General features: G+C 74.0%; 9 protein-coding genes and 1 tRNA gene. All 10 read left to right on the forward strand.

The window, feature by feature from the left end:
• Positions 1–237 precede the first annotated feature (237 nt).
• The 10 genes from WMF24_RS12080 (at position 238) to WMF24_RS12125 (ending at position 12,022) form a co-directional block, all read left to right on the forward strand.
• Positions 238–876 (forward strand): RNA polymerase sigma factor, encoded by a 639-nt coding sequence (locus WMF24_RS12080; RefSeq protein ID WP_437736545.1) that lies wholly within the window; start codon positions 238–240, stop codon positions 874–876.
• The gene (locus WMF24_RS12085; RefSeq protein WP_437736546.1) at positions 873–1,739 is read left to right on the forward strand and encodes a hypothetical protein; all 867 of its coding nucleotides are present in this window, start codon (positions 873–875) and stop codon (positions 1,737–1,739) included. The genes WMF24_RS12080 and WMF24_RS12085 overlap by 4 nt, the downstream gene beginning before the upstream one ends.
• A complete protein-coding gene (locus WMF24_RS12090; protein WP_437736547.1) occupies positions 1,739–2,338 on the forward strand; it encodes a hypothetical protein in 600 nt (199 codons plus the stop codon). The genes WMF24_RS12085 and WMF24_RS12090 overlap by 1 nt, the downstream gene beginning before the upstream one ends.
• A gap of 82 nt (positions 2,339–2,420) precedes the next feature.
• Positions 2,421–4,274, forward strand: coding sequence for a J domain-containing protein (locus WMF24_RS12095; RefSeq protein WP_437736548.1), 1,854 nt, complete (start codon positions 2,421–2,423; stop codon positions 4,272–4,274).
• A gap of 247 nt (positions 4,275–4,521) precedes the next feature.
• Positions 4,522–6,351 carry a molecular chaperone DnaK gene (gene dnaK / locus WMF24_RS12100; RefSeq protein WP_437736549.1) on the forward strand — a complete coding sequence of 610 codons (1,830 nt, stop codon included), beginning with the start codon at positions 4,522–4,524 and terminating at the stop codon, positions 6,349–6,351.
• A 34-nt stretch (positions 6,352–6,385) separates the two neighbouring features.
• Positions 6,386–7,708 (forward strand): hypothetical protein, encoded by a 1,323-nt coding sequence (locus WMF24_RS12105; protein ID WP_437736550.1) that lies wholly within the window; start codon positions 6,386–6,388, stop codon positions 7,706–7,708.
• Between the two features lie 109 nt (positions 7,709–7,817).
• A complete protein-coding gene (locus WMF24_RS12110) occupies positions 7,818–9,926 on the forward strand; it encodes a M1 family metallopeptidase (RefSeq protein WP_437736551.1) in 2,109 nt (702 codons plus the stop codon).
• Positions 9,923–10,891: a hypothetical protein gene (locus tag WMF24_RS12115; protein WP_437736552.1), complete on the forward strand. Its 969-nt coding sequence runs from the start codon at positions 9,923–9,925 to the stop codon at positions 10,889–10,891. Before WMF24_RS12110 ends, WMF24_RS12115 begins: the two co-directional genes overlap by 4 nt.
• A 246-nt stretch (positions 10,892–11,137) precedes the next feature.
• A tRNA-Phe gene (locus tag WMF24_RS12120) sits at positions 11,138–11,210 on the forward strand.
• Between the two features lie 326 nt (positions 11,211–11,536).
• Positions 11,537–12,022, forward strand: coding sequence for a response regulator (locus WMF24_RS12125; protein WP_437736553.1), 486 nt, complete (start codon positions 11,537–11,539; stop codon positions 12,020–12,022).
• Positions 12,023–12,216 lie beyond the last annotated feature (194 nt).

Raw genomic sequence — 12,216 nt, forward strand, 5'->3', positions numbered from 1 at the left:
GGCGGACGCACGCCGCCAGGGACCGGCACACTGTGGCGGCTCTTCGCCGTAAGGTCCACGGCTTTGGGCCGTTGTCGAGGTGTGAATGCGGCAGCCCTCCCGCGCCCGGTCCTCGTCGCCGCGTGGCGCACCCGCGGCGGCGCGCCCGCGCTCCAGGGCCGCCGGGCCCGCGGCCCTGCCGCGGGCGCGAGGCGGACACCGATGCGATCGTCTCCACGTCCGGGTATCGTCGCGGCCGTGACCGCGGTGGCAGCAGCGAGGCCGGATCTGGAGGCGGAGCGCCTCCAGTGCGAGCGCGCCGCGCAGGGCGATCGCGCCGCGCTCGGCCTGCTCCTCCGCCGGTACGGGCCCGCGCTGTACCGTTCGGTGCTGCTCCCCCGCCTCGGCTCCGACGCCGCCGCGCAGGACGCGCTGGCCGAGACGTACGCGCGCGTCGTCGAGCGGTTCTCCCAGTTCCACTGGCAGAGCTGCGGCATCTACCCCTGGCTCCGCGTGATCGCGCTGCGCATCGCGCTCGACATGCTCCGCGCGCGCCGCCGCGAGGCGCTCTTCGAGCCCGACGATCTGCAGCGCGAGATCGACGCCGCGGAGACCGATCTCACCGCCCGCGGCGAGGCCGAGCTCTGCGAGAAGCGCGATCTCGCCGACGCGCGGGCGCGCGTCGAGGACGCGCTCGCGCGCCTCAACCCGCGCTACGCGGAGGCGATCCGGCTCCGGGTGCTCGAGGAGCGGCCGCGCGACGAGGTGGCGCTCGCGCTCGGCGTCAGCGTGGCGACGTTCGATGTCGTCCTGCACCGCGCCATGACCGCGCTGAAGAAGGCGCTCGCCGCGGGGATTGCCGCGCCGCGCGCGGAGCCCAAGGAAGGGGCGCGATGAAGCCGCGGCTGCCCCGGGGACCGCGCCCCTCACCGGCTGGAGACGAGGCGCTGGAGCGCCGCGCCGGGGCGGACCGGGGCCGGCACCTCGCGCTCGTCGCGGCGCCGGACGACGATCCGCTCGCGCCCGCGGAGGACGCCGAGGTGCGCGCGGCGCGCGAGCTCGCCGAGGCGCTCGATCGGGGCGAGGTCCCGCTCGCGGAAGCGCTCCGGGCGGCGGCCAGGCCCGTCGGGCTCGACAGGACGGACCACGAGGCGCTGCTCGCGCGCGCGCTCGGCGACGAGGACGCGCCGCCGACCCGGGCCGAGCTGCGCGCCGCCGAGCGTCTGCGGGGCGCGCTCGAGCAGCGCGCCGCCTCCGGCGAGGGCGAGCCGGGCAGGGGAGGCGGCGCCGGACGCGAGGGGTCGCGCGGATGGAGCGGCGGCGCGCACGACGGGCGCGACGAGCTCGCGCAGCTCGCCGTCGCGCTCCGGGCCGCGTGGCGCCCGGCGCCGCTCCCGGAGCTCCGGAGCCGCGCGCTCGTCGAGGGCGCCCTCCGCCCCGCGACGGCGCCCCGCGCCCGGCGCCTCGCGCCCGTCACCATGGCGGCGCTGTCGACCCTCGCCGCGGCCGCGGCGGCCGTGGCGCTGCTCGTCGGCGAGATCAGCGGAGAGCGCGCCCCCGCCGCGCGTGCGCCCGGCTCGCCGGCTGCTGAAGCCGTGCCGCTGCCCCGGCTGATCGAGGCGCGCTCGACCGCCGCGCTCTTCGATCCGGCCGCGCCGTTCCCCCGGGAGGGCGGCCACACCGATCGGATCGACCGCATCGCCGCCGCGCGCGCGTCTGATCTGCGCCAGAACCGCTACGCCGCGTGGGGGGTGCGCTGATGCGGCGCGCGCGCCTCGCCGCCTGCCTCGCCCTCCTCGCGGCGGCGCACGTCGGGTGCGCCCGCGACCGCGAGCGGTCGCGCGCCGCCGGCGCCCCGCGCGATCCGGAGTGCGCGTGCGCCCCGGCGCAGGTCGTCGACCCGACGCTGCTCGCCTTTCTCTCCCGGGCGCGCGCGGCGCACCACGCCGCCGACGTGGCGCTCGGCGCCGGCGATCGCTCCGCCGCGGTGCGCGCCCTCGAGGGGATCATCGCCGCGCCGAGGCCGCCGGGCACGCCGCCGGAGGTCGCCGAGGTGATCGCGGACACCCACGCCCGCCTGGCGGAGCTCCGGAGCGAGGCCGGCGAGTTCGACGCCGCGGCGCGCGACATCGAGGCGGGCCTCGAGCTGGCGCCCGCGCCGTCCCACTTCCAGGGCCACCTCTACGAGGTGGCGGGCGTGGTCGAGGAGCGCCGCGCGAAGGCGCTGGACGAGAAGGGCGATCGCGAGGCGGCCGCGCAGGCCCGCAAGCGCGCGCTCGGGCTGCTGGAGCGGGCGATCTCGATCCAGGATCAGGTTATCACCGACACCCTCGAGGGCGCCCCGGAAAAGTCGCGCTGAGGCGCGCGGCCGCCGTGGTCTGCAATTGCGACGCGCGCGCGTTCCTCGCTAGACTCCCCGAGAGGGGCCGCTGCCCGACGCGATGACGCTCCGTGTTCCAAGGCTGAAGCCCGGGTACGATCTCAAGTCGCTCCCGCTGAAACCCGCGGAGGCGTTCCTCCTCTCCAGGATCGACGGCGTCCTCACCGATCGCGATCTGTCCTTGATCACGGGCATGTCGCACGGCGACACCGTGGAGACGCTGCGCCGCCTGCGCGACCTCGGCGCGATCGTGCTGGACGGCGATGTCGCCGGCCAGCCCCCGCCGCGGGGTGCTCCCGAGGCCGGGCGGCGCGGGGCCGCGGCGGACCCGGAGAGATCGATGTCGTCCGGGGGCGAGCCTGTCCCGCCGCTCGGCCGGGACGCGCTCCAGCAGGTGGAGTCCCGACCGCTCTACGATCCTGCCGAGCTCGACGAGCCGGTCGAGCTCACCCCCGAGCGGAAGCGGCGGATCCTCGACCTCTACTACCGGCTCGAGGATCTCAGCTACTACGCGCTGCTCGGCGTCTCCGACCAGGCGGACAAGAAGCAGATCAAGAGCGCCTACTACCTGCTCGCGCCGGAGTTCCACCCCGACACCTACTTCCGCAAGCAGCTCGGCTCGTACAAGCACAAGATCGAGGCCATCTTCACGCGCATCACGCTCGCGCACGACACGCTCACGTCGAAGCAGCGGCGCGCCGAGTACGACGCGTACCTCGAGCAGACCCACAAGAACCGGGTGATGGCGGCGCTGATCGAGCAGACGCCCCGCGACATCGCCACGATCGCCACGGCCGTCGACGCGTCGGTGCGCGCTGCCTTCGCCGATCCGCGCGACGTGGCTGCGTCGCCCGGCCGTTACTCCTCCGAGCGCCCGCCCATGGAGCAGGCCGCGGCGCGCCCGGCCGCCGCGGAGCAGGTCGCGCCCGCGGCGACCTCCCGTGCCGCGGCGCCGGCGCATCCGCCCCGCGAGGCGAGCGCGGCGGACGGCGGGGGCGCGCCGGCGCGGGCCGCGGCGGCGAGCGCGCCGGTCGCGCCCGCGCCGAGCGCGCCGAGCGCGCCGAGCGCGCCGAGCGCGCCGAGCGCGCCGAGCGCGCCGAGCGCCAAGGATCGGCGGGAGACGTTCGCGCGCAAGCTCACTGGCGGCCTGCGCCGCGCGCCGGCGGGCGCGTCGCCCGCCGCGTCGCCCGCCGCGTCGATGGCGTCCGCCACAGCATCGGTCACCGCGTCCGTTGCGGCGACGCCCGCGGCGCCCGCCGTGCCGACCGCCGCGGTGGCGATGCCGAAGGCGCCGGGCGGCTCCCGCTCGCCCGAGTCGATGCGGGCGGTCGAGTCGCTCAAGGCGCGGTACGACGCCGCGCGCAGCGACGCGCTCCGCAACCAGATCGCCCGGCACGCCGAGGCGGCCCGCGTCGCGCTCGAGCGGAACGACCACGCGGCCGCGGCCAACGCGTACCGGATCGCCGCGTCGCTCGCGCCGGACGACATCGCGCTCCAGAAGGCGTCGGCCGACGCGCAGCGCCTCGCGGCGGCGACGCTGGCGGACGGCTACCTGAAGCAGGCCGAGTACGAGGCGCAGAACGGGCGCTGGTTCGACGCGGCGCTGAGCTACGCGAAGGTGTGCAGCGGTCGTCCCGACGACGCCGGCGCGTACGAGCGGGTCGCCTACGCGACGCTGCAGACCGGGGAGAACACGCGGCGCGCGGTGGAGTACGCGCGCCGTGCGGTCGAGCTCGTGCCCGGCTCCGTGGAGTACCGGCTGACGCTCGCGCTGGCGTACTCGGCCGCGGGGCTCGCGAAGAGCTCGACGGGCGAGTTCGACCGCGCCGCCGAGCTGGCAGGCACCGATCCGAGGCTGCGCGGCCTCGTCGCGCAAGCGCGCGAGCAAGCCCGACGATACGGTAAGCAAGTCTAGTGCCGCCATCGGGCATCGCGTCGGCAGGCCGTCCGTCCGTCCGCTGAAATTCGCGCGGGACGAAGCTCCGTTTCACCCAGGCGTGGTCCAGGGGTCCGCGCTTGTGCGTCGCGGCCGCTCCTCGTGCCCTCGCGCCGACTTCCTCGGGGGTCACGCACGATTGGCCCGCTCGGCTCCGCGAAACGTTCTAGCATCGTGACCTCGGCGGCCGTTCGGGCCGGAGATCACAAGAGGAGCAGCGGCATCGATGGAGCGTGTCATCGGCATTGACCTTGGCACCACGAACTCGTGCGTTGCCATCGTCGAGGAGGGCGTCCCGACCGTCATCCCGAATCGCGGTGGGTACAAGACGACGCCGTCCATGGTCGCGATCACCGAGGCCGGCAAGCGGCTCTGCGGTCACATCGCGAAGCGGCAGGCGATCACCAACGCCGAAAACACGGTCTACGCCGCCAAGCGGCTGATCGGCCGCAAGTGGTCGTCCCCGCAGGTGAAGAACGCGATCCTGACCGCCTCGTACAAGATCGTCGAGGGGCCGCACGGGGACGTCCGCATCCAGCTTCGCGACAAGACGTACTCGGTCCCCGAGATCAGCGCGATGGTCCTCCAGGAGATGAAGCTGTTCGCCGAGGACTACCTCAACGAGCCGATCTCGAAGGCGGTGATCACCGTCCCCGCCTACTTCAACGACAACCAGCGGCAGGCGACCAAGGACGCGGGCCAGATCGCGGGGCTCGACGTCATCCGCATCGTCAACGAGCCCACGGCGGCGGCGCTCGCGTACGGGTTCGGCAAGAACGTCGAGAAGACGATCGCCGTGTTCGATCTCGGCGGCGGCACGTTCGACATCTCGGTGCTCGAGATCGGCGCGGGCGGCGTCTTCAAGGTCATCGCCACCGCGGGCGACACGTTCCTCGGCGGCGAGGATTTCGACGCGCGCGTCATCGACTGGCTGGTGCAGGGCTTCAAGGAGCAGCACGACGTCGATCTGCGGCAGGACAGGATGGCGCTCCAGCGGCTCAAGGACGCGGCCGAGAAGGCGAAGTGCGAGCTGTCGAGCGTGCTGGAGACCGAGATCAACCTGCCGTTCATCATCTCGAGCGCGCGGAACGAGGCGCTGCACCTCCAGCGCACGCTCTCGCGGGCCGAGCTCGAGGGGCTGTGCGAGGACCTCGTCGAGCGGTGCATCGAGATCTGCAGCCAGACGCTCGAGGACGCGCGGCTCGATCGCGACGAGATCGAGGACGTCGTGCTCGTCGGCGGCATGACGCGCATGCCGCGGGTGCAGGAGGCCGTGCGCGACTTCTTCGAGCGCGAGCCGTGCAAGGGGGTGCACCCCGACGAGGTGGTCGCGCTCGGCGCGGCGGTGCAGGGCGCCGCGCTCGTGGACGAGACGAAGCAGATGATCCTGCTCGACGTCACGCCGCACGCGCTCGGCATCATGACGTTCGGGTCCAACTTCGAGGAGCTCATCCCGCAGAACACGACCGTGCCCACGGCCCGGTCGAAGATCTTCACGACGAGCCGCGACAACCAGACCGCGGTGAAGATCCTGGTCATGCAGGGCGAGCACACGAAGGCGACGGACAACGAGCTGCTCGGCGAGTTCATCCTCACCGGCCTGCGCCGCGCCCCGAAGGGCCAGGTCGAGATCGAGGTGACGTTCGAGATCAACAGCGACGGCATCGTCTCCGTGAGCGCGAAGGATCTGGAGACGGGCCAGCAGCAGTCGATCCAGGTCACCGCATCGAGCGGCCTCACGAAGGAGGAGGTCGGCGAGATGATGGAGGCCGCGAAGGAGTACCTCGTCGATCGCCGCGCGAGCGACCAGTTCGAGGGCGTCCGGCAGGAGGCCGAGAAGCTCATCGCCGAGATCGAGCGCATGTTCCCGCAGGTCGAGCAGATCGTGGCGTCGAGCGACTTCGGCCGCGACGCCATCGGCAAGGCGCGCGGCATCGTGGACCGCTCGCGTCAGGCCATCGGCCGGCGCGACGCGGCCGCGGTCAAGGAGCAGATGGAGGCGCTCTCGCGCACCCACCGGATGTTCAAGGGTGTCGTAGCCCGGCCGCAGGGGTGAACCGTGGCCGCGATGAGGGAAGACGATGCGGTCCGTGCCGCCTGACTCCAAGACCCTGGACGCCTCCTGGGGGCACGACGAGGTGGACGAGCTCGAGGACACCCAGCCGGTCGCCTCGAAGGAGATGCTCGCGCACGTCGCGCGCGCGCGCGAGCAGCACGGTTCACCCCGCATGGAGACCCCGCCGTCCGGCGTTCCCTTGCAGCCGGACCCCGACGGCAAGATCACCCTTCCGCCGCCGATCCCGGTCAGCGAATACGTGGCAAAGATGATGACGCGTCGCTCTCACTCGAGCTCCGAGATCGCCGCCCAGCGGCCGCACCCGCCCGAGGTCCCCGCGGAGGGGTACCCGCCGCCGCCGGCGCGCAGGACGATCCCCTGGGAGCCGCCGCCCGGCAGCGTCTTCTCGGGCAAGCACGGCGGCTTCGGCCGGGAGGGCGCGCAGCTCGGGCTGGAGTGCGACGAGCCGGGGGTGCCGTCGCGGCCCGGCGGGCGCCTGGGGTTCGGGTCGTTCGACGCCGACCGCGAGCTCGGGCCGGACCTCGACGACGATCTCCTGCGCGACCCAGGCGAGCCGTACCCGCACGGCTTCGGCGAGATCGACGTCTTCGGCGGCCCGCCGATCGACTCGCGGGACGTCCGCGTCCCGCCGAGCGCCAGGGGCCGCGCGCCCCGCCCGGACGACGGCGGGCCGCTGGGCATCGATTTCCGCCTCGATCTCGGGCTCGGCTTCGAGGACCCGGGCCTCCCCATCGACGAGCAGCCGATCACGCCGCCGCCCGGCACGCTCCGCTACGGCCTGATCGTCGAGGACGACGAGCCCGCCTTCCGCGGCGGCACGGGCGCCCTCGCCGGCTCCACCTCGTACCAGGTCTCGGGCGAGGCGCGCGCGCCGCGCCCCCTGGAGACCGAGCGCTCGCCGGCGTCCGGGGGGAGGGTCGACCGGGGGGTTCATTCCCGCGCGACCGAGCCCCACCTCAGCGCCCCTGGGCCGCGGGAGCAGATGCAGCACCGGTTCGATCAGGGCGACTTCGGCGGCGCGCTCGTGCTCGCCGAAGGCCTGCTGGAGGAGAACCCGAAGGACTGGATGGCGCGGCAGTACGCCGATAGCTGCGTCGAGATGCTGCGGCAGATGTACCAGTCGCGCCTCGGCGACGGCTCGCGCGTGCTCCGCCTCGCGGTGCCGCCGGACCAGCTCCGCTCGCTGAACCTCGATCACCGCGCGGGATTTTTGCTGTCGTGCATCGACGGGTGCAGCTCGATCGACGAGATCCTCGACGTGTCGGGCATGCCGTCGCTCGAGGCCCTGCGCATCCTGTACGAGCTCGTGCAGGAGGGGATCGTCTGCGGCGTCTAGCCGTCCGGCCCCCCTGGGGGGCCTGAGCTCGCGGCGCCGCGCGCCGGGCGGACGGCCGCGCCCTCGGACGCGGCTTTCCGCGACGGCCCTGGCTCGCTAGGTTGCACGGGTGCGCACGGCTCTCCAGGCCGCCGTCGGTCTCCTCCTCGCGCTGCTCGCCGCCCGCACGGGCGCGTCGCTCGTCGCCACGATCGCGCTCGGCGCTCCGGCCGAGCCGCCGGCGGCCGCTGCTGCGGGCGCCGCCGATGCCGCCCGCCCGTCGCCGACCCCCGCCGCGCTCCCCGCGCCCGCTCCCGGCGCGGCGCTCGCGGCGCGCGCCGAGCCGGTCGCGAGCTACACGCTGCGCGCGACCCTCGATCCGGCGCAGCACACGCTGCGCGGCGAGGGGACGCTCGTCTGGCGCAACGCCTCGCGTGAGCCGCAGCGCGAGCTGTTCGTCCACCTTTACCTGAACGGCTTCAAGGACCCGCGCACCGCCTTCCTCCGCACGCCCGTCAACGGCTTCCGTGGAAGCGAAATTCTGTATTATTACGGGAAGATCCAGGTCACGCGCTTCGCCGTGCGCGAGATGGGCGGCGCGGACGTGTGGCCCGGGGGGAAGCCGACGACGCCCGGCGATCCCGACGACGAGACCGACATCCGCGTGGAGCTGCCGCAGCCCGTCGCGCCCGGGGACGCGATCACGATCGACCTCGCGTGGGACGCGGAGCTCCCCTCGCTCGCGCTCAGGACGGGCCACCACGGGAGCTTCCACATGGTGGGGCAGTGGTTCCCGAAGATCGCGCGCCTCGAGCCCGACGGGGTCTGGGCGCATTTCCCCTTCCACCGGCTCTCGGAGTTCTACGCGGACTTCGGCGCGTATGACGTGACCGTCGACGTCCCGGAGGGCTTCACGGTCGGGGCCACCGGCCGGCTCGTCGAGGAGCAGCGGCGCGACGGGCGGGCGATCCGCCGGTTCGTGCAGGAGGACGTGCACGACTTCGCGTTCGCCGCGTGGGACCGCTTCCTCGAGATGCGCGCGACGACCGACGACGGCGTGGCCATCCGGTGCCTGTACCCGGCGGGGAACGAGCGCGAGGCGGCGCTCGAGATCGACGTGGTCAAGTTCGGCCTGTCGCACCTCGGCGCGGCGTTCGGCCGCTACCCGTACGGCACGCTCACGATCGTGCACCCGCCCGAGGGCGCCGAGGAGGCGGGCGGGATGGAGTACCCGACGCTCATCACGACCGGCGGGAGCTGGCTCTGGCCCGCGGTGGGCCTGCGCTTCGTCGAGGCGGTCACGATGCACGAACTCGCGCACCAGTGGTTCTACGGCCTCGTCGCGACGAACGAGCACCGCCACCCGTTCCTCGACGAGGGCCTCACCACCTACGCCGAGGCCGACGCGCTGCGCGCGCGCTACGGCGACGGCTCCGCGGCGCGGCTCTTCGGGATCGAGATCGACCTCCTGGCGCAGCACCGCGTCGGCGCGATCGCGTCGGGCCACAACGGCGCCGTGGCGCAGCCGGCGACGGCGTTCGTCAACGGGGAGGACTACGCCGGGCTCGTGTACACGAGGCCCGCGGTGCTCCTCGCGACCCTCGCGGGCGTGTACGGCGAGGACGTCGTGCGCCGCGCGGTCGGCCGCTACGCGCGCGAGAACCGGTTCCGGCACCCGGGCCCCGAGGCGCTCCTCGAGGCGGTGCGGCGGGAGGCGGGCGACGAGGCGGCCGAGGCGCTCCGCGCCGGGCTCTTCGATCGCGCCTGGGTCGACTACACGGTCGCGACGTTCCACTCGTGGCCCGCGGATGCCCAGGCGGCCGCTCCGGTCGCCGACCCCGCTGCGGCCGCTCCGCCGACGGACGCCACGGCGGCCGCTCCGCCGACGGACGCCACGGCGGCCGCTCCCGAGGAGGGCGGACGAGAGGCGCCGGCCTACCGCGGCCACGCCGTGGTGCGGCGCCGCGGCTCGCTGGTGCTCCCCGTCGACGTCGCGCTGTACGGGGCGGACGGCCGCGTACAGCGCGCGCGGTGGCCGGCGCGCGAGAGCGTCGCGAGGATCCCCTACGCCGGCGCGTCGCCGCTCGTCGCCGTGGTGATCGATCCCGACCACCGGGTGCTGCTCGACGAGGATCTCGCGAATAACGCGCGCCGCTCGGATCGGGACCTCCTCGCGCCCGCCGTGCTCTCGCGCGCGAGCTTCGGCGTGGGGCTCGCGCTCACGCTTCTGGGGCCATGAGCGCGCCAGCGGAGGAGGGAGCACCGGCGGGCGAGGGGGCGTCGGCGGAGGCGGCTGTACCGGCGGGCGAGGGCGCGCCGCGGCGCCCTGCCGCGCACGAGCGGCTCGGCGCCGTCGCGCTCTACTTCGGCCACCGCGCGATCGCCTCGCTCGTCGTCGCGACCCCGCTCTCCGTCCTCGCGGCCGACCTCGTCGGCGGCTATCCCCGGGGCGACGCCATCCTCTTCGATCCCGGCGGGCTGATGCTCACCGAGCTCGGGCGGCTCGCGGCCGTCGCCGCCGCGTCGCTGACGGCCCAGCTTGGCCTTGGCGCGCTGGTCGCCGCCGCGCTCGGGCTGGTCCCGCTCGCGGTGCTCCTCGCCGCGCTGACCCAGGGCGGGCCGCTCTCCGCGCAGACCGTGGGGGCCCGCGCGGCGCGCGCCCTCGGCCCGCTGACGCTGCTCTGGGGCGTCGCGCTCGCGGCGCAGGTCGCCGCGGCCGCGCTCGTCCTGCTCCCCGGGATGCAGCTGTGCGCAGAGCTCCTGGTCCTGCCCCGCACCCGCGACATCGCGGCGATCGCCGTCGCCGCGGTCGCGCTGGTGCCGGTCGCGGCCATCGGGCTGCTCCACGACCTCGCGCGGGTCGCCCTCGTCGACGATCAGCGGGGCTTTCACGCCGCCGCGTCGCGGGGCCTCGCGACCCTCCAGGCCGCGCCGCTCGCGGCGGCCTGGGCCTGGGCATGGCGGGGCGCCCTGGCGGTCGTCGCGCTCGCCTGCGGGGCCTGGGCCATCCATCTCGCCGGCGTCGGCACGGGCCCGCGCGTCGCCGCCGCCTTCGCCGCGCAGCTCGCGGCGCTCGCCGTCGCGGCCTACCTGCGCGCCTCGTGGCTCGCCGCCGCCCTGCGGCTATCCGATCGCGGCGCGCTCACGCACGAGCGCACGCCGCGCGGCGCCGTCGCCACGGCGCCGGACGACGCCGCCAGGTGAAGACCGCGGCAGGTGAACCTCCCGCCAGGGAAGCGCCTCCGTCGCCAGCGCGCTGCGCCGCGTCCATGGTCCCCAGGGGCGGCAAGAGGCTCCCGCCGGCGACGACGGTGCCGGTGCCCGCCCGGGCTCTGTCTGAAAGCGCGAACGGAGAGATCGCGATGCAGAAGTCCTTGACATGGCTCCGCATCCGCGTAACGTAGCCCGCCCGTGACCGACGCTTCGGCGTAAGCGCGGGGCCCGCAGCAAGCCCAGGTAGCTCAGTTGGTAGAGCAGAGGATTGAAAATCCTCGTGTGGGCGGTTCGATTCCGTCCCTGGGCACTATTCCTCCTTTCTTGTGCCGGCGAGCAGGCGCTGCCGCTCCGTTCTCACGTTCGTGCGTGAGCTTCTGCCTCGCCCCGGTCCGCTCCTGTTGTTCCCTCCGGGGTGACTCCGCCTTTCGTCGGGCGGCCTCAGCGACGGGTCGCCGGCGTGGGCGCGACGGTACTGTTCAGGAGTACTTTCGCGGATTTGGCCACATCGGGTGACAGTGGAACTTGGTTCCGGTGCGGTAGCGATCCTGGTAAGGTGACGGGGGGACCACTCGTTGCAACCTGAACACTCCGGGAGCGCCCCAGGGAACGGCGCCCCCTCATGGAGGCTCCCTCATGGCCGATCGTCGTGTCGACTCCTCGCGAAAGAGCTCTCCGGAAACGGCCTCCGCTTCCGACTCGGCGCCGCGGAGCCGGCCGACCGCGCCAGGTAACCAGGCCAGTGAGACGACGAAGAAGAAGAAGATCCTCGTCGTCGACGACTCGATGACTTCACTGCTGTCGCAGCAGCTCACGCTCGGCGCGGACGATTACGACATCGTCATCGCGCGCAACGGCAAGGAGGCCATTGCGAAGGCCGTGGCCGAGCGCCCTGATCTCATCCTGATGGATGTGGTCATGCCCGCCATGGACGGCTTCCAGGCCTGCCGCTGGCTTCGCGCGTTCGACGCGACGAAGACCGTGCCGATCATCATGATGACGACGAGGAGCGATCAGACGAGCATCAAGATCGGCTTCGCCAACGGATGCACCGACTACCTCGTGAAGCCTTTTGACAGCGACACGCTGCTCACGAAGGTCCGTACCCACCTCGGCGAATAGGCGCGCTCCGCCCGCCTGACGCGCTGCTGCGCGCCCGATCCGTCGATCGACATCGCCCGAGATACGTCGTATTCCTCGCTCGCTCTCGCTGGTCGGACGGCTCGCGGCGTCATCCGACCGGGCCCTGCTCGTCCCGGCCCGCGCCGGGGCGGAGGAGGCAGGCTCCGGCGCCGTGCCGTTCCAGGCCCCCAGGG

The organism is Sorangium sp. So ce1335 (assembly GCF_051521615.1).
In the GTDB taxonomy this organism is placed as follows: domain Bacteria; phylum Myxococcota_A; class Polyangia; order Polyangiales; family Polyangiaceae; genus Sorangium.

What these genes read in the sequence shown, in the direction of transcription:
- WMF24_RS12095 (WP_437736548.1), top strand. Translation starts at nt 2,421, where the DNA reads ATGACGCTCCGTGTTCCAAGGCTGAAGCCCGGGTACGATCTCAAGTCG.
- dnaK (WP_437736549.1), top strand. Translation starts at nt 4,522, where the DNA reads ATGGAGCGTGTCATCGGCATTGACCTTGGCACCACGAACTCGTGCGTT.
- WMF24_RS12125 (WP_437736553.1), top strand. Translation starts at nt 11,537, where the DNA reads ATGGCCGATCGTCGTGTCGACTCCTCGCGAAAGAGCTCTCCGGAAACG.
- WMF24_RS12090 (WP_437736547.1), top strand. Translation starts at nt 1,739, where the DNA reads ATGCGGCGCGCGCGCCTCGCCGCCTGCCTCGCCCTCCTCGCGGCGGCG.
- WMF24_RS12085 (WP_437736546.1), top strand. Translation starts at nt 873, where the DNA reads ATGAAGCCGCGGCTGCCCCGGGGACCGCGCCCCTCACCGGCTGGAGAC.
- WMF24_RS12115 (WP_437736552.1), top strand. Translation starts at nt 9,923, where the DNA reads ATGAGCGCGCCAGCGGAGGAGGGAGCACCGGCGGGCGAGGGGGCGTCG.